At 64.6% G+C, this 16,052-nt stretch carries 17 protein-coding genes; 13 read left to right on the top strand and 4 right to left on the bottom strand.

The genetic code is table 11. The features are described from left to right. The first annotated feature begins 209 nt into the window (after positions 1 to 209). The 13 genes from CCOS191_RS23995 (at position 210) to CCOS191_RS23935 (ending at position 12,653) form a co-directional block, all read left to right on the top strand. Positions 210 to 1,481 (top strand): glutamate-5-semialdehyde dehydrogenase, encoded by a 1,272-nt coding sequence (locus CCOS191_RS23995; RefSeq protein ID WP_046857283.1) that lies wholly within the window; start codon positions 210 to 212, stop codon positions 1,479 to 1,481. Next, positions 1,450 to 2,142: a nicotinate-nucleotide adenylyltransferase gene (gene nadD, locus CCOS191_RS23990; RefSeq protein WP_046857282.1), complete on the top strand. Its 693-nt coding sequence runs from the start codon at positions 1,450 to 1,452 to the stop codon at positions 2,140 to 2,142. Before CCOS191_RS23995 ends, nadD begins: the two co-directional genes overlap by 32 nt. Before the next feature lie 44 nt (positions 2,143 to 2,186). Beyond that, positions 2,187 to 2,615, top strand: coding sequence for a ribosome silencing factor (gene rsfS / locus CCOS191_RS23985; RefSeq protein ID WP_031315360.1), 429 nt, complete (start codon positions 2,187 to 2,189; stop codon positions 2,613 to 2,615). Positions 2,616 to 2,624: 9 nt separating this feature from the next. Next, a complete protein-coding gene (gene rlmH / locus CCOS191_RS23980) occupies positions 2,625 to 3,092 on the top strand; it encodes a 23S rRNA (pseudouridine(1915)-N(3))-methyltransferase RlmH (protein ID WP_023631106.1) in 468 nt (155 codons plus the stop codon). A 17-nt stretch (positions 3,093 to 3,109) separates the two neighbouring features. Beyond that, on the top strand, positions 3,110 to 5,008 hold the full coding sequence (gene mrdA, locus CCOS191_RS23975) for a penicillin-binding protein 2 (RefSeq protein WP_046857281.1): 1,899 nt from the start codon (positions 3,110 to 3,112) through the stop codon (positions 5,006 to 5,008). 38 nt (positions 5,009 to 5,046) lie between these two features. Then, positions 5,047 to 6,150, top strand: a complete 1,104-nt coding sequence (gene rodA, locus CCOS191_RS23970) for a rod shape-determining protein RodA (RefSeq protein WP_046857913.1) — start codon at positions 5,047 to 5,049, stop codon at positions 6,148 to 6,150. A 17-nt stretch (positions 6,151 to 6,167) separates the two neighbouring features. After that, positions 6,168 to 7,178 carry a lytic murein transglycosylase B gene (mltB, locus tag CCOS191_RS23965; RefSeq protein WP_031315361.1) on the top strand — a complete coding sequence of 337 codons (1,011 nt, stop codon included), beginning with the start codon at positions 6,168 to 6,170 and terminating at the stop codon, positions 7,176 to 7,178. Continuing rightward, on the top strand, positions 7,179 to 8,177 hold the full coding sequence (locus CCOS191_RS23960) for a septal ring lytic transglycosylase RlpA family protein (RefSeq protein ID WP_046857280.1): 999 nt from the start codon (positions 7,179 to 7,181) through the stop codon (positions 8,175 to 8,177). It abuts the gene before it with no gap. Positions 8,178 to 8,442: 265 nt separating this feature from the next. Further along, the gene (locus CCOS191_RS23955) at positions 8,443 to 9,603 is read left to right on the top strand and encodes a D-alanyl-D-alanine carboxypeptidase family protein (protein ID WP_046857279.1); all 1,161 of its coding nucleotides are present in this window, start codon (positions 8,443 to 8,445) and stop codon (positions 9,601 to 9,603) included. A 70-nt stretch (positions 9,604 to 9,673) separates the two neighbouring features. Beyond that, the gene (locus CCOS191_RS23950) at positions 9,674 to 9,949 is read left to right on the top strand and encodes a DUF493 domain-containing protein (protein WP_023630272.1); all 276 of its coding nucleotides are present in this window, start codon (positions 9,674 to 9,676) and stop codon (positions 9,947 to 9,949) included. Further along, positions 9,949 to 10,596, top strand: a complete 648-nt coding sequence (gene lipB / locus CCOS191_RS23945; protein WP_046857278.1) for a lipoyl(octanoyl) transferase LipB — start codon at positions 9,949 to 9,951, stop codon at positions 10,594 to 10,596. Before CCOS191_RS23950 ends, lipB begins: the two co-directional genes overlap by 1 nt. 2 nt (positions 10,597 to 10,598) lie before the next feature. Beyond that, positions 10,599 to 11,615, top strand: a complete 1,017-nt coding sequence (gene lipA / locus CCOS191_RS23940) for a lipoyl synthase (RefSeq protein ID WP_046857277.1) — start codon at positions 10,599 to 10,601, stop codon at positions 11,613 to 11,615. 99 nt (positions 11,616 to 11,714) lie between these two features. After that, positions 11,715 to 12,653, top strand: coding sequence for a S66 peptidase family protein (locus tag CCOS191_RS23935; RefSeq protein ID WP_046857276.1), 939 nt, complete (start codon positions 11,715 to 11,717; stop codon positions 12,651 to 12,653). A gap of 34 nt (positions 12,654 to 12,687) precedes the next feature. Here CCOS191_RS23935 and CCOS191_RS23930 read toward each other — a convergent pair whose 3' ends face one another. The 4 genes from CCOS191_RS23930 to CCOS191_RS23915 all read right to left on the bottom strand — a co-directional run bounded on the left by CCOS191_RS23930 (position 12,688) and on the right by CCOS191_RS23915 (position 16,000). After that, positions 12,688 to 14,001 (bottom strand): lytic murein transglycosylase, encoded by a 1,314-nt coding sequence (locus tag CCOS191_RS23930; RefSeq protein ID WP_046857275.1) that lies wholly within the window; start codon positions 13,999 to 14,001, stop codon positions 12,688 to 12,690. A 62-nt stretch (positions 14,002 to 14,063) separates the two neighbouring features. Then, positions 14,064 to 14,228 (bottom strand): alternative ribosome rescue factor ArfA, encoded by a 165-nt coding sequence (gene arfA, locus CCOS191_RS23925; RefSeq protein ID WP_023630277.1) that lies wholly within the window; start codon positions 14,226 to 14,228, stop codon positions 14,064 to 14,066. 91 nt (positions 14,229 to 14,319) lie between these two features. Continuing rightward, a complete protein-coding gene (gene holA, locus CCOS191_RS23920) occupies positions 14,320 to 15,357 on the bottom strand; it encodes a DNA polymerase III subunit delta (protein ID WP_046857274.1) in 1,038 nt (345 codons plus the stop codon). Between the two features lie 37 nt (positions 15,358 to 15,394). Next, positions 15,395 to 16,000, bottom strand: coding sequence for an LPS-assembly lipoprotein LptE (locus tag CCOS191_RS23915; protein WP_046857273.1), 606 nt, complete (start codon positions 15,998 to 16,000; stop codon positions 15,395 to 15,397). Positions 16,001 to 16,052 lie beyond the last annotated feature (52 nt).

Genomic DNA, 16,052 nt, shown 5'->3' with positions numbered 1-16,052 from the left:
GCCCGCTCCCACGCAAATGGCTGCATGCCCCGTAGGGCGTGGGAGCGGGCGTGCCCCGCGATGACGCTGAGGTATGTTTCGAGATGGGTGGTTACATCTTTTCTACACATTCCTTCCAGCATTTTCTACCATCCGCCACCCGCCGCTGGGCGTACCCGAGCGCTCCAGTTATAATCAGCCGATTTCCCCTTTGCCAAGACACCGAACCCATGACCGAGTCCGTTCTTGACTACATGACCCGCCTGGGTCGCGCCGCCCGTGAGGCCTCGCGGGTGATCGGCCGTGCCAGCACCGCGCAGAAGAACCGCGCCCTGCAGGCCGCCGCCGACGCTCTCGACGCGGCCCGTGACGCGCTCACCGCAGCCAACGATCAGGACCTGGCCAATGGCCGCAAGAACGGCCTGGAACCCGCGCTGCTCGAGCGCCTGGCGCTGACCCCGGCGCGCATCGACGGCATGATCACCGGCCTGCGCCAGGTGGCCAGCCTGCCGGACCCGGTCGGCGCCCTCCGCGACATGAGCTACCGCCCGTCGGGGATCCAGGTCGGCAAGATGCGCGTGCCGCTGGGGGTGATCGGTATCATCTACGAGTCGCGCCCCAACGTGACCATCGACGCCGCCAGCCTGTGCCTGAAGTCGGGCAACGCCACCATCCTGCGCGGCGGCTCCGAAGCCATCCATTCCAACCGTGCCATCGCCACCTGCATCCAGCGTGGCCTGGCCGAAGCCGGCCTGCCGCCGGCAGTGGTGCAGGTGGTCGAGACCACCGACCGCGAAGCCGTGGGCGCGCTGATCAGCATGCCGGAATTCGTCGATGTCATCGTGCCCCGTGGCGGCCGCGGCCTGATCGAACGCATCAGCCGCGATGCCCGGGTACCGGTGATCAAGCACCTGGACGGTATCTGCCACATCTTCGTCGATGCCCACGCCGACCTGGACAAGGCCTGGCGCGTTGCCTTCAACGCCAAGACCTACCGTTACGGTATCTGCGGCGCCATGGAGACGCTGTTGGTGGACCAGTCGGTGGCCGAGCGCTTCCTGCCGGAAATGGCCCGTCGTTTCCAGGACAAGGGCGTCGAACTGCGCGGTTGCGAGCGCACCCGGGCGTTCATCGACGCCAAGCCGGCCAGCGACGACGACTGGCACACCGAATATCTTGACGCGATCCTGTCGATTCGCGTGGTCGACGGCCTGGAGCAGGCCATCGAGCACATCAACCACTATGGCTCGCACCACACCGATTCGATCATCACCGAGCACCAGGGCCAGGCCCGGCGCTTCATGGCCGAGGTCGACTCGGCGTCGGTCATGCTCAACACTCCGACCTGCTTCGCCGATGGCTTCGAATACGGTCTGGGCGCGGAAATCGGTATCTCCACCGACAAGCTGCATGCCCGCGGCCCGGTCGGCCTGGAAGGCCTGACCTGCGAGAAGTACGTGGTGATCGGCGATGGCCAGCTGCGCGGCCAGGAGCCGTGCTGAGTTGAGCAACCCTGTCGCAGTCCGGCGCGTCGGCATTCTCGGCGGCACCTTCGACCCGGTGCATATCGGCCACCTGCGCAGTGCGCTGGAAGTGGCCGAATTCATGTGCCTGGACGAACTGCGCCTGCTGCCCAACGCCCGGCCACCGCACCGCGACACCCCGCTGGTGGCCGCGCAGGACCGCCTGGCCATGGTGCGCGGCGCCGTGCAGGGCGTCGAGCGCCTGAGCGTGGATGCCCGCGAGCTGGCCCGCGACAAACCGTCGTACACCATCGACACGCTGGAGTCGATCCGCGGCGAACTGAACGCGCACGACCAGTTGTTCCTGGTGCTGGGCTGGGACGCATTCTGCGGCCTGCCCAGCTGGCATCGCTGGGAAGAGCTGCTGCAACACTGTCACATCCTGGTGCTGCAACGCCCGGATGCCGATGTCGAACCCCCTGACGAGCTGCGCAACCTGCTGGCGGCGCGCTCGGAGAGCGATCCCACCGCCATGTCCGGCCCGGCGGGGCACATTTCGTTCGTCTGGCAGACCCCGCTCGCGGTGTCCGCCACGCAGATCCGACAGCTGCTGGCCAGCGGCAAGTCGGTGCGGTTCCTGGTGCCGGACGCAGTACTGGCCTACATCGAGGCGCACGACCTGTATCGTGCGTCCAACTGACGGCGCCCATGGGCGCCTCAATCAATGAGTTGAACGAGTTTTATATGACCAAGCAGAAAATCAACGGCATCAGCGGCGAAGAACTGGTCGAACTGACCAAGGCCGCGCTGGAAGACGTCAAGGCCCAGGACATCCAGGTCATCGACGTGCGTGAAAAGCACAGCCTGACCGACTACATGATCATCGCCACCGGTACTTCCAACCGCCAGATCAACGCGATGCTGGAAAAGGTCCGTGAAGCGGTCAAGGCCAAGGGCGCACAGCCACTGGGCGAAGAAGGCAAGGGCGACAGCGACTGGGTGCTGCTGGACCTGAACGACGTCATCGTGCACATGATGACCGCCGCCGCCCGCCAGTTCTACGACCTGGAACGCCTGTGGCTGGGCGCCGAGCAGAGCCGCGCCAACGACGGCAAGCACCACAGCCCGGAGCACGCTCACGAGTACTCCGACAAGCTCAAGGACCGGGAATAAGGAAGCGTCGTGCGTCTGCGCCTGATCGCGGTCGGCTCGCGCATGCCCAAGTGGGTCGAGGAAGGCTGGCATGAATATGCCAAGCGCCTGCCCCCGGAGCTTGCGCTGGAGCTGGTGGAAATCCCGCTGAACACCCGCGGCAAGAACGCCGATGTCGCCCGCCTGATCCGTCAGGAGGGCGAGGCGATGTTGAGCAAGGTGCAGCCTGGGGAACGCATCGTCACCCTCGAGGTCCATGGCAAGCCCTGGAGTACCGAGCAACTGGCGGGCGAGCTGGACCGTTGGCGCCTGGATGCGCGTACGGTCAACCTGATGGTGGGCGGCCCGGAAGGGCTGGCGCCGGAAGTCTGCGCACGCAGCGAGCAGCGCTGGTCGTTGTCGCCGCTGACGTTGCCGCACCCGTTGGTAAGGATACTCATCGGCGAGCAGATCTACCGCGCCTGGACCGTGTTGTCCGGGCATCCCTACCACAAATGAACCTGTAAGCCTGTCCGATGCCGCAGCAGATCCGCCTCAAGGACCACGAGAAAGACGCCCGCCTGGTGCGCAACCGCGTCGTCGTGGGCGCCGTGGCGGTGGTGCTGCTCGTCTGCGTATTGATCGCCCGGCTGTATTACCTGCAGGTCATCCAGTACGACTATCACTCGACGCTGTCGGAGAACAACCGGGTGCATGTGCAGCCGATCCCGCCGACACGCGGGCTGATCTTCGACCGCAACGGCGTGGTGGTGGCCGACAACCGCCCCAGCTTCAGCCTGGTGATGACCCGCGAACGCGCTGGCAACGCGGGCAAATGGCAGGATGTGCTGGACGTGATCGTCGAGGTGCTCGAGCTTACCCCTGACGACCGTGCCCTGTTCGAAAAGCGCATGAAGCAGGGGCGCAGGCCGTTCGAGCCGGTGCCGATCCTGTTCGAGCTCAACGAAGAACAGATCGCCCGCATCGCGGTCAACCAGTTCCGCCTGCCTGGGGTAGAGGTGGCGGCGCAGCTGGTTCGCCACTATCCCCAGGGCGCGCACTTCGCCCATTCGGTGGGCTATGTCGGGCGCATCAACGAGAAGGAACTCAAGACCCTCGACCCGGTGAACTACAGCGGTACCCACCATATCGGCAAGACCGGCATCGAGCGCTTCTATGAAGACGAACTGCATGGCCAGGTGGGCTACGAGGAAGTCGAGACCAACGCTCGGGGCCGGGTGCTGCGGGTGCTCAAACGCACCGATCCGAAGCCGGGCAAGGATATTGTCCTGAGCCTCGACATCAAGCTGCAGGAAGCCGCCGAGCAGGCGTTGGGCGGGCGCCGTGGCGCCATCGTCGCCCTCGACCCGCGCACCGGCGAGGTGCTGGCGATGGTCAGCCAGCCGAGTTTCGACCCCAACCTGTTCGTTACCGGCATCGGTTTCAAGGCCTACGCCGAACTGCGCGACTCGATCGACCGGCCGCTGTTCAACCGCGTGCTGCGCGGCCTCTACCCGCCGGGCTCGACCATCAAGCCGGCGGTGGCGATCGCCGGGCTCGACAGTGGCGTGGTGACGGCAGGCAGCCGGGTGTTCGACCCGGGTTACTACCAACTGCCCAACTACGATCACAAATACCGCAACTGGAACCGCACCGGCGATGGCTGGGTTGATCTGGATGTGGCGATCATGCGGTCAAACGATACGTATTTCTACGATCTTGCGCACAAGATGGGCATCGATCGGCTGTCCAGCTACATGAACAAGTTCGGTATCGGGCAGAAGGTCGCTCTCGACATGTTCGAGGAGTCGCCCGGCTTGATGCCGTCCCGCGAGTGGAAGCGCGCCACCCGCCGGCAGGCCTGGTTCCCCGGCGAAACGCTGATTCTCGGCATCGGTCAGGGCTATATGCAGACCACGCCGCTGCAGTTGGCCCAGGCCACCGCGCTGATCGCCAACAAGGGCGTGTGGAACCGCCCGCACTTGGCCAAGACCATCGAAGGCCAGCCGCCGGTGGACGAGAACCCCATGGAAAACATCGTACTGCGCGATAAGTCCGACTGGGCCCGGGTCACCCATGGCATGGAGCAGGTGATGCACGGCGCCCGAGGTACCGCCCGCAAGGCCGCCATCGGCTCGCAGTACCGCATTGCCGGCAAGAGCGGTACCGCCCAGGTGGTGGCGATCAAGCAGGGCGAGAAGTACGACCGCAACAAACTCCAGGAGCGCCACCGCGACCACGCCCTGTTTGTCGCCTTCGCCCCGGCCGACGACCCCAGGATCGTGGTCTCGGTGATGGTCGAGAACGGCGAGTCCGGCTCCGGTGTCGCTGCCCCCGTGGTACGTCAGGTCATGGATGCCTGGCTGCTTGACGAGAATGGCCGGCTCAAGCCCGAGTTCGCCCCCGCCACAGTCGCCCAGGAATCGGCCCCGTGAAGAACAACTTCGACCGCATGCTCTCCAGCGAGGACGTGATGCGCAGGCGCGCCAGCTTCCTGCAGCGCATCCATATCGACGGCCCCTTGCTGCTTATTCTGCTGACGCTCGCCGCCGGCAGCCTGTTCGTGCTGTATTCGGCCAGCGGCAAGAACTGGGACCTGCTGATGAAGCAGGCCAGCTCGTTCGGTATCGGCCTGGTGTCGATGTTCATCATCGCCCAGCTCGAGCCGCGCTTCATGGCGCGTTGGGTGCCACTGGCGTACCTGGCAGGGGTGTTCCTGCTGGTCGTGGTGGACGTCATGGGCCACAACGCCATGGGCGCCACACGGTGGATCAACATTCCCGGGGTGATCCGCTTCCAGCCCTCGGAATTCATGAAGATCATCATGCCGGCGACCATCGCCTGGTACCTGTCCAAGCGCACCTTGCCGCCGCACCTCAAGCATGTGGCGATCAGCCTGATCCTGATCGGCGTGCCGTTCATTCTCATCGTGCGTCAGCCCGACCTGGGCACGGCGCTGCTGATCCTCGCCTCCGGCGCTTTCGTGCTGTTCATGGGTGGGCTGCGTTGGCGCTGGATCGTCAGCGTGATCGCGGCGGCGGTGCCGGTGGCGGTGGCAATGTGGTTCTTCGTCATGCACGACTACCAGAAGCAGCGCGTGCTGACCTTCCTCGATCCGGAAAGCGACCCGCTGGGCACCGGCTGGAACATCATCCAGTCGAAGGCGGCGATCGGTTCGGGCGGCGTGTTCGGCAAGGGCTGGCTGCTGGGCACCCAGTCGCACCTGGACTTCCTGCCCGAGAGTCACACCGACTTCATCATCGCCGTGCTCGGCGAGGAGTTCGGCCTGGTCGGCATCTGCCTGCTGCTGCTGATCTACATCCTGTTGATCGGTCGCGGGCTGATGATCACCGCCCAGGCCCAGACCCTGTTCGGCAAGCTGCTCGCGGGCAGCCTGACCATGACCTTCTTTGTTTATGTGTTCGTCAATATCGGTATGGTCAGCGGCCTTCTGCCCGTGGTGGGCGTGCCGCTGCCCTTTATCAGCTATGGCGGAACTTCGTTGGTGACGCTGCTGTCAGCGTTTGGCGTTCTGATGTCGATCCATACGCACCGCAAATGGATCGCACAGGTTTGAAAAAGGTGAAGAATTTCATGCAAGCAGTGCGTGGCTGGGCTGCCCGCCTGGCGCCGTGGTTCGGCGCGTTGGGTCTGCTCGGCGCAGTCCAGCAGGCCAATGCCGGTGACTATGACGGCTCGCCGCAAGTGGCCGAGTTCGTTGGCGAGATGACTCGCGATTACGGCTTTGCCGGCGAGCAACTGATGGGTGTGTTTCGCGAGGTGCAGCGCAAGCAGGCGATCCTCGACGCGATCTCGCGGCCGGCCGAACGGGTCAAGCCGTGGAAGGAATACCGCCCGATGTTCATCACTGATGCGCGCATCGCCCGTGGCGTGGACTTCTGGCGCCAGCACGAGGCCGTGCTGGCCCGCGCCGAGCAGGAATACGGCGTGCCGGCGCAGGTGATTGTCTCGATCATCGGGGTGGAAACCTTCTTCGGCCGCAATACCGGCAACTATCGCGTCATCGACGCGCTGTCGACGCTGGGCTTCGATTACCCGCCACGCGCCGAATTCTTCCGCAAGGAGCTGCGCGAATTCCTCTTGCTGGCCCGCGAAGAGCAGCTCGATCCGCTCACGCTCAAGGGCTCCTACGCCGGTGCCATGGGCCTGCCGCAGTTCATGCCAAGCAGCTTCCGCGCCTATGCCGTGGACTTCGACGGCGACGGGCACATCAATATCTGGAACAACCCGGACGATGCCATCGGCAGTGTCGCCAGCTACTTCAAGCGCCACGGCTGGGTGGCCGGGGAGCCTGTGGTCAGCCGTGCCACCGTGCGTGGCGAGCGCGCCGACGAAGGCCTGACCAGCGGCATCGAGCCGGTGAAGACGGTCGCGCAGTTGCGGGCGCTGGGCTGGTCGAGTCATGATGCGCTGCGCGATGATCTGCCGGTCACCGCCTTCCGCCTGGAAGGTGAATATGGCCCTGAGTACTGGATGGGCCTGAAGAATTTCTACGCGATCACTCGCTACAACCGCAGCGTGATGTATGCCATGGCGGTGCATCAGCTTTCGGAACAGCTGGTTCTGGCACGGGGCGTCAAGTAAATGCGCGAACTCTTCACTGCAAATGCCGCAAAACTGCTGACCTGCGTCGCCGTTGGCCTGGTGCTGGCCAGTTGCTCGTCGAGCCGGCCCTCCACCCCGCAGAGCGGCAACACCGTGCGCGCGCAACCGGGCCTGGACATCAACCGTGCCCACAAGGATGGCGCGCCCTGGTGGGACGTGGACGTCAACAAGATCCCCGACGCCACCCCGACCGTGCACACCGGCAACTACAAGGCCAACCCTTACACGGTGCTGGGCAAGACCTACTACCCGATGCAGGACTCGCGCAACTACCGCGCCGAGGGCACCGCGTCGTGGTACGGCACCAAGTTCCATGGCCAGAACACTGCCAACGGCGAGCTCTATGACCTCTACGGCATGAGCGCGGCGCACAAGACCCTGCCGCTGCCGGCCTACGTGCGGGTAACCAACCTGGCTAACGGGCGCAGCGTGATCCTGCGGGTCAACGATCGTGGCCCGTTCTATTCCGACCGTATCATCGACCTGTCCTACGCTGCTGCGAAGAAGCTCGGCTATGCCGAAAGCGGCACCGCGCACGTGCGCGTCGAGGGCATCGACCCGCAGCAATGGTGGGCCCAGCGTGGTCAGCAGCCGCCGATGGTGCTCAAGGAGCCGCAGGTGGCCCAGGCCCAGCCGATCGCCGCCAGCACCGGGCGCGTCGAGCAGTGGACCCCTCCGCCGCAGCAGCACGCGGCGCCGGTGGTGCCGGTGCAGGTGGGCGGCAACAATGTGCCGAACGCCAGCGGCGGCAGCATCCTGCAAGTGGGCGCGTTCGCCAACCCGGACGCCGCCGAATTGCTGCGCTCGAAGCTGAGCACCATGGTCAGCGCGCCGGTATTCATCAGCTCCGTCGTGCGTAACCAGCAGACCCTGCACCGTGTACGCCTGGGACCGATCAGCAGCCAGGGCGAGATCCAGCAGGCACAGGACAGCATTCGCCTGGCCAATCTCGGCCAGGCGAAAGTCGTGACTGACTGAGCGGCATCGCGCAGCGAACCCGCGCCCATGCCAGGTGGTCCGAACGGCGTGGGAGCGGGCATGCCCAGCAATGAATCAGCACACCGACCTGTCGGTTTGTTCATGAATTGCCGGTCGCAGGTATGTACAATGCCGCTTTTGCCCGCAGCGGCATTACGCCGCACTTTTTGGGCCAGGCCACAGGCCATAAAACTAGACTGACGGGGCGCTGGGCAAACGAACTTGCCCACGGAACATCAGACCATTAGCGATTTACGAGAGACGGATGAACATCACCAACCTTGCCAAACGACTTTGCCTGCCTGTTCTGCTGCTGATCACGCCTGCTGCCTTCGCAGCGGAGCAGATGATGCCGGCACCACCGCAACTGGCCGCCAAGTCCTATGTACTCATGGACGCGTCCAGCGGCAACGTGCTGGTCGAGAACAACGGTGACGAGCGCCTGCCGCCAGCCAGCCTGACCAAGCTGATGACCGCCTACATCGCCACCCTGGACATCCGTCGTGGCCAGATTGGCGAGAACGACCCGGTGACCGTCAGCGAGAACGCCTGGCGCACCGGCGGTTCGCGCATGTTCATCAAGGTCGGCAGCCAAGTGACCGTCAGCGACCTGCTGCACGGCATCATCATCCAATCCGGCAACGATGCATCGGTCGCCCTGTCCGAGCACATCGCCGGCAGCGAAGATGCCTTCGCCGACATGATGAACAAGACCGCCACCGACCTGGGCATGGCCAACAGCCACTTCATGAACCCCACCGGCCTGCCGAACCCGGAGCACTACTCCTCGGCCCACGACATGGCCCTGCTGGCGCGCGCGATCATCAACGAAGATCCGGCGCACTACGCCATCTATTCGCAGAAAGAGTTCTTCTGGAACAACATCAAGCAGCCTAACCGCAACCTGCTGCTGTGGCGCGACAAGACCGTCGACGGCCTGAAGACCGGCCACACCGACGAGGCCGGCTACTGCATGGTCGCTTCGGCCGTGCGCGACGGCCAGCGCCTGATCGCCGTGGTGTTCGGTACCAACAGCGAGCAATCGCGGGCCGCCGAGACCCAGAAGCTGCTGACCTACGGTTTCCGCTTCTTCGAAACCCAGACCTTCTACCAGAAGGGCACCGAGCTGACCCAAGCTCCGGTATGGAAAGGCGCGACCAACCAGGTGAAAGCCGGCCTGGCCAACGATCTGACCATGACCATGCCTAAAGGCCAATTGAAACGCCTCCAGGCTTCGATGACCATGAACCCGCAACTGACCGCGCCCATCGCCAAAGGTGACGTGATCGGCAAAGTGGAAGTCAAACTGGATGAGAAAGTGGTTCACAGTGCCGACCTCATCGCCCTGGACGGCGTCGAGGAAGCAGGTTTCTTCGGCCGCATGTGGGACAGCATCCGCCTGTTCTTCTACGGTTTGTTCAACTGATACGTGACTTGCACGCCCCCGTGAACCAGGCGGGGGCGCTGCTGCCACGGCTTACGAGGCCGTTTCCGCCATGAGCGAAGAAGACGTCAAGTCGCACAAGATCGAATTCCCCTGCGAGGATTACCCGATCAAGGTGATCGGTGACACCGTTGTCGGTTTCAAGGACACGGTAATCGAAATCCTCAGCAAGTACGCCAAGGTCGACCTCTCGACGCTGGCCGAACGCCAGAGCAAGGAAGGCAAGTACACCACGGTGCAACTGCATATCGTTGCCACCGGTGAGGACCAGTTGCACGACATCAACAGCGCCTTGCGCGCTACCGGCATCGTGAAAATGGTGCTGTGATGCCCGCCTGCCTCGGTTTTCGCGATCTTGGCCTGCAGCCCTATGAACCGGTGCTGGAGGCCATGCGTCGCTTTACCGAGCAGCGCGGCCCGGACAGCCTGGACGAAGTCTGGCTGGTCGAGCATCCCCCGGTGTTCACCCAGGGCCAGGCCGGCAAGGCCGAGCACCTGCTGATCCCCGGCGAGATACCGGTGGTGCAGACCGACCGCGGCGGCCAGGTCACCTACCATGGCCCCGGCCAGCTGGTGGCCTACCTGCTGCTGGACGTGCGCCGCCTGAGTATCGGCGTGCGCGAGCTGGTCAGTCGCATCGAGCAGACCCTCATCGACCTGCTCGCCAGCTATGGCGTGCACGCGGTGGCCAAACCCGACGCTCCGGGCGTCTATGTCGATGGCGCGAAGATCGCGTCCCTTGGCCTTCGAATCCGCAATGGCCGTTCATTCCACGGCCTTGCCCTGAACGTGGACATGGACCTTGCGCCATTCCGCCGAATCAACCCCTGTGGGTATGCGGGGCTGGCCATGACCCAGCTGCGCGACCTGGCAGGTCCGATCGAACTCATTGAGGTCAGGACAAGGCTGCGCGGACAGCTGGTCAAGCACCTCGACTATGCTGAGCAGACGACCCTGACGGGCGGAATCGACTGATTATGACAACTGTGCAAGAAGCCGTGCCGAACCTGATCCCGACGCAAGACGTCACCCCGCGCCCTGCTCCTAAAAAAGTGGAAGCCGGCGTGAAGCTGCGTGGTGCCGACAAAGTGGCACGTATCCCGGTGAAGATCATCCCCACCGAAGAGCTGCCGAAAAAGCCCGACTGGATCCGCGTGCGCATTCCGGTTTCCCCGGAAGTCGACCGCATCAAGCAACTGCTGCGCAAGCACAAGCTGCACAGCGTATGCGAAGAAGCCTCCTGCCCGAACCTGGGTGAGTGCTTCTCTGGCGGTACCGCCACCTTCATGATCATGGGCGACATCTGCACCCGCCGCTGCCCGTTCTGCGACGTCGGTCACGGCCGGCCGAAGCCGCTGGATGTCGACGAGCCGAAGAACCTGGCCGTGGCCATCGCCGACCTGCGCCTCAAGTACGTGGTGATCACCTCGGTGGACCGCGACGACCTGCGTGATGGCGGTGCCCAGCACTTCGCCGACTGCATCCGCGAGATCCGCGCGCTGTCGCCGGGCGTGCAGCTTGAGACCCTGGTGCCGGACTATCGCGGCCGTATGGACGTGGCGCTGGAAATTACCGCGCAGACCCCGCCGGATGTGTTCAACCACAACCTCGAGACCGTACCGCGCCTGTACAAGGCCGCACGCCCGGGCTCGGACTACGACTGGTCGCTGGACCTGCTGCAGAAGTTCAAGCAGATGGTCCCGCACGTACCGACCAAGTCCGGCCTGATGCTGGGCCTGGGCGAGACCGACGAAGAGGTCATCGAGGTGATGCACCGCATGCGCGAGCACGATATCGACATGCTCACCCTCGGCCAGTACCTGCAGCCGTCGCGCAACCACTTGCCGGTACAGCGCTTCGTGCACCCGGACACCTTCGCCTGGTTCGCCGAGGAAGGCTACAAGATGGGCTTCAAGAACGTCGCCTCCGGTCCTCTGGTACGCTCGTCGTACCACGCCGACCAGCAGGCACACGAAGCCAAGATCAAGCTCTGAGTCGGGCTTGAGCGGGATATGCCGATGCGCGCCAGAAGGCGGCATCGGCATTTTTTTTGAGCTGCATGTTTCAAGCGACGAGCTGCAAGGAGTGGCGCGATGAATTGCCTGGAGACCGCTGAACCCCTGTTGCCCAAGGCACTGCCTGGCAACGCCCGTTTTGCCATCATCGCCCCGGCTGGCCCGGCGCGGCTGGATACCGACAAGGCTCGCCAATGGTTCGAGAAGCGTGGCCACCAGTGCCGGATCTACCCCGGGGTGCTGCAGGCGGACGGCTACCTGGCGGGCAGCGACGAGCAGCGCCTGCGAGACCTGCATGACGCGTTCCGCGCCCCGGACATCGACGCGATCCTGTGCATGCGCGGGGGCTACGGCAGCATGCGCCTGCTGGACCGAATCGACTTCGACTTGATCCGCCGTCACCCCAAGCCACTGGTGGGCTACAGCGATATCACCGCGTTGCACACGGCGATCAACCGGCATGTGGGGTTGGTGACCTTCCATGGGGCGATGCTCAATGCCGACTTGCTGGGAGCGAAGCTGGAGCCGACCGTGCGCTCATTGTTCGACCAGCTTGGCGGGCAGGTAGTGGCGGGGGACGAGATTGCCCATCCGGCGGCTTTTGCGCTGACCGGAATCATTCCCGGAGTGGCCAGTGGCAGGTTGGTTGGCGGCAACCTGTCGGTGCTTGGGGCAACATTGGCGACCTTGGGCGAAGTCGATACCCAGGGCAGCATCCTGTTCATTGAGGACGTCAACGAGCCGCTCTATCGTGTCGACCGCCTGCTGACCCAACTGCGCCTGGCCGGCAAGCTCGCGGGCGTGCGTGGTGTACTGGTGGGGGATTTTGCCGGGATCACGGTCGCGGCCATGACGCCCTTGCTGCTGGATACCTTCGGTCCGCTCGGGGTGCCGGTTCTGGCGGGGTGGCGTAGCGGGCATTGCAACCCGAATGTGTGCCTGCCGTTGGGGGCGAGGGTCAGGCTCGAAGCGGGAGAAAAGCGGCTGGTGCTCGAACAGGCCTTGTTCAAGACCTGAAAAAGTTGGGGCCGCTTTGCGGCCCCAGTACTTTCTAACGACGCAGGCTGTCGAGCAGCTTATGCGTCGGATAGCCATCGGCCGGCCAGCCCTGCGCCTGCTGGGCATTGCGAATGGCCTTGCGGGTATTGGCACCGATGATCCCGTCGGGATTGCCTGCCTCATGGCCACTGGCGTTGAGCAAGGTCTGCAGCTCGATACGTTCGCTGCGGCTCAGCGGCAGGTCTTCTTTCGGCCAGCTGCCGGCAATGAACCCCCAACCGTAGAAGCGATCCCCCAGCAGGCTCACCGCCAGCGCGTAGGAGGACGAGTTGTTGTACTTGAGGATCGCGCGGAAGTTGTCCAGCACCAGGAACGCCGGCCCACGGGCACCGGCGGGCAGCAGCAGGGCAGCGGACAGCTGGTTGCTGCCAGCGGGCAATGCGGTGCCGGCGGGCAGTTTCACGCCCAGCTGCAACCATTCGCTGACGCTCTTGCGCTGGCTGCCATCGGCCAGCCACCAGTCGAAGCCGGCAGGTACTTGTACCTCGAAGCCCCAAGGCTGGCCACGCTTCCAGCCGGAGGCCTGCAGGTAGTGCGCGGTGGAGGCCAGGGCGTCGGCGGTGCTGTTCCAGATGTCACGGCGACCATCACCGTCGAAATCCACCGCGTGGGTGAGGTAGGTGGTCGGGATGAACTGGGTCTGGCCCATGGCGCCGGCCCAGGAACCGCGCATCGCGTCAGGCTGGATGTCGCCGTTTTGCAGGATCTGCAGGGCGGCGATCAGTTGGTCCTGGGCGAACTGGGGGCGGCGGCCTTCATAGGCCAGGGTGGCCAGCGAACGGATCACCGACTTGCTGCCCTGGAACTGGCCGAAGTTGCTCTCCATGCCCCACACCGAGACCAGCACCTGGCGGTCGACGCCGTAGCGTTGCTCGATGCGTGCCAGCAGCTCGGCATTCTGTTCGAGCAGTTTCTTGCCGTTGCGTACGCGCAGCGGCGACAGGGCACCGTCCAGGTATTCCCAGACCGGGCGGGTGAACTCCGGTTGGCTGCGGTCGGCCTTGATCACGTCCATGTCCGGGGTGACGCCGAGGAAGGCACGGTCGAACAGGCTGGCGCTGATCCCGGCTTGCAGGGCTTGCTCGCGGAAACCGGCCTGCCATTGGGCGAAGGTCTGCAGGGGCTGGATTTCGCTGCTGCTATCGGGCGTGGTGCCGGGCAGCGTAACGACGGGTGCGGGCTGGGCGGGTGCCAGCGGCAGGGCATCGGCGGCGGTGGGTTTCTCGGCGCAGGCGACGAGCAGGATGAAGCTTGTGGCCGCGATCAGCTGGCGGGGTTGCCAGCGGAGAGTGAGACGAGAGGGCATGCACAGATCCAGAATTGCAGGTCAGGTGCCGACCATACCATGCCTGCGCATTTCATGCCTTTTCAGGCGGCCATAAAGCAGGAAGCCTCCCAATCTCTCGATTGGAAGGCTTCGCGGCGGTAGCTGCCTTTGCCTTTTCCTGCCTGTTCCTGGCGGCAGCGGAACAGTGGTTGGGCGATGATCGACTTGGCCTTGTTGGGGCCGTGCTTTTTCGGCTTCTTGCTCATGGCGGGTTCCCGGTCTAGTTGGATTGCGGGCGCACTGTAGGCCTGTAGCGCTATGTGAGCCAATTGATTGTGTTTATGGCGGCGGGGCGCTTTATTCAGCGGGCAGCGCCAGGCGCTGTCCGGCCATGAGCAGCGACAGGCGCGCCAGACTGGTCCACGGCGAGCCCTCGGCCTGGCCCTTGATCTGTGCATCGATACGCTGGGCATCCTGCAGAAGCATGGCCCAGCGCTGCGCAGAGAGGCGCTGCAAGGCCTTGCTCACCAGTGGGCGGCGCTTGTCCCACACCGGCGGGCGCGCCTGGCTGAAGGCCTTGTCCAGCGGCACGCCCTGGCTGAACTGCTGCGCGAGGCCGCCCAGCAGGCGCAGTTCGCGGGCAAGGGCCCAGAGAATGACCGGCGGCTCGACACCTTCGCCGCGCAGTCCTTCGAGCATGCGCAGGGCATGGGCCGCTTCGCCATTGAGAATGGCATCGACCAACCCGAACACGTCGAAGCGGGCGCTGTCGGCGACAGCGGCCTGAACGGTCTCGACGGTGATCTGGTTGCCCTCGGCGAGCAACTTGAGCTTCTCGATCTCCTGGGCGGCAGCCAGCAGGTTGCCCTCGACCCGGGCGGCGATCAGGTCGATGGCGTCACGCTGGGCCGACAGGCCGGCCTGGGAAAGGCGCTGGTTGATCCATTGCGGTAGTTGCTGGGCGTCCACCGGCCAGATCTGGATGAACTGGCAGTGCGCGCCTTCGATCAAGGCCTTGCCCCACTTGGTTTTCTGCGCGCTGCCATCGAGCTTGGGCAGGCTGATCAGCAGCAGCGTGTCCTCGGCCGGGTTGGCGCAGTATTCCATCAGTGCGGCAGCGCCTTTGTCGCCGGGCTTGCCCGAGGGCAGGCGCAGCTCCAGCAGCCGACGCTGGGCGAACAACGACAGGCTGGCCCCGGCCAGCAGCAGGTTGCCCCAGTCGAAGTTGGCATCGGCGCTGAACACCTGGCGTTCATCGTAGCCCTGCTGGCGCGCGGCGCCGCGGATGGCGTCGGCGGCCTCCTGGCACAGCAGCGGGTCGTCACCGCTGACGATGTAGACGGGCGCCAGCTGGCCTTGCAGGTGCTTGTTGAGTTGGGCGGGGGAGAGCTTCATGGCGAAGGGCGGGGCACCTCAGGTGCCCCGTTCAGGCTCAGGGAGCCGGGACTTCCAGCGGCGACTGCTGAGGCGTCTCGTCCTGGATGCGCTGGGCTTCCTTCAGGGCGCGAGCCTCGGCTTCGGCGCGCTCGTTGGCCTTGCGCTGCAGCTCGTCGAGGTGTTCCGGGGTCAGCTGCTGCAGGCGGGCCATCATGCCTTGTACCAGATCGCGGCGCATTTCTTCGCGGACCTGGTTGGCTTCCTGGCCAGAGCCGTTGATGTTGTTGCCGTCGTGAATGTAGTACTTGCGCACCTGCAGTTTGTCTTCGAGCAGGCGTGTGTCGTTCTGGCCTTCCAGTGCGTAGTTGAGCACGATGTTCAGCTCATATTCGGCCGAGCGGCTGCCACCGTCGTAGGTTGCGGCGCGCTGGGTTTCCTGCTCGTTGGTGAGTACCAGCTTGTAGGGTGCGCCGGCGGAGACCTTCACGCCGCTGCTTTCCAGGGTGCGGCGCAGCTGCATGACGGTAGGGCCGTACTGGTTGCGGGCGCCGAGGTCAATTTCCTTGATGCTAAGTTCGTTGGTGCCGGTGCCGCGCAGCTGGAAACCGCAGGCGCTGAGCAGCACAGCCAGGCCCATTACCAGCAGATTGCGTTTGATCATGTGTGTTGCTCCCTCGTGGACCGATTACGCCCGCCTGCAGGATATGCAGGCG

Origin of the sequence: Pseudomonas sp. CCOS 191, assembly GCF_001007005.1 — a bacterium.
Classification (GTDB): domain Bacteria; phylum Pseudomonadota; class Gammaproteobacteria; order Pseudomonadales; family Pseudomonadaceae; genus Aquipseudomonas; species Aquipseudomonas soli.
This window is presented reverse-complemented; position numbering and strand designations above follow the sequence as displayed.

Coding starts and splice junctions, on each gene's coding strand:
- CCOS191_RS23995 (WP_046857283.1), top strand. CDS start 210: ATGACCGAGTCCGTTCTTGACTACATGACCCGCCTGGGTCGCGCCGCC.
- CCOS191_RS23930 (WP_046857275.1), bottom strand. CDS start 14,001: ATGCCCTCTCGTCTCACTCTCCGCTGGCAACCCCGCCAGCTGATCGCG.
- lipB (WP_046857278.1), top strand. CDS start 9,949: ATGCCCGCCTGCCTCGGTTTTCGCGATCTTGGCCTGCAGCCCTATGAA.
- rsfS (WP_031315360.1), top strand. CDS start 2,187: ATGACCAAGCAGAAAATCAACGGCATCAGCGGCGAAGAACTGGTCGAA.
- CCOS191_RS23935 (WP_046857276.1), top strand. CDS start 11,715: ATGAATTGCCTGGAGACCGCTGAACCCCTGTTGCCCAAGGCACTGCCT.
- mrdA (WP_046857281.1), top strand. CDS start 3,110: ATGCCGCAGCAGATCCGCCTCAAGGACCACGAGAAAGACGCCCGCCTG.
- lipA (WP_046857277.1), top strand. CDS start 10,599: ATGACAACTGTGCAAGAAGCCGTGCCGAACCTGATCCCGACGCAAGAC.
- arfA (WP_023630277.1), bottom strand. CDS start 14,228: ATGAGCAAGAAGCCGAAAAAGCACGGCCCCAACAAGGCCAAGTCGATC.
- mltB (WP_031315361.1), top strand. CDS start 6,168: ATGCAAGCAGTGCGTGGCTGGGCTGCCCGCCTGGCGCCGTGGTTCGGC.
- CCOS191_RS23955 (WP_046857279.1), top strand. CDS start 8,443: ATGAACATCACCAACCTTGCCAAACGACTTTGCCTGCCTGTTCTGCTG.
- CCOS191_RS23915 (WP_046857273.1), bottom strand. CDS start 16,000: ATGATCAAACGCAATCTGCTGGTAATGGGCCTGGCTGTGCTGCTCAGC.
- nadD (WP_046857282.1), top strand. CDS start 1,450: ATGGCCAGCTGCGCGGCCAGGAGCCGTGCTGAGTTGAGCAACCCTGTC.
- holA (WP_046857274.1), bottom strand. CDS start 15,357: ATGAAGCTCTCCCCCGCCCAACTCAACAAGCACCTGCAAGGCCAGCTG.
- CCOS191_RS23950 (WP_023630272.1), top strand. CDS start 9,674: ATGAGCGAAGAAGACGTCAAGTCGCACAAGATCGAATTCCCCTGCGAG.
- rodA (WP_046857913.1), top strand. CDS start 5,047: ATGCGCAGGCGCGCCAGCTTCCTGCAGCGCATCCATATCGACGGCCCC.
- CCOS191_RS23960 (WP_046857280.1), top strand. CDS start 7,179: ATGCGCGAACTCTTCACTGCAAATGCCGCAAAACTGCTGACCTGCGTC.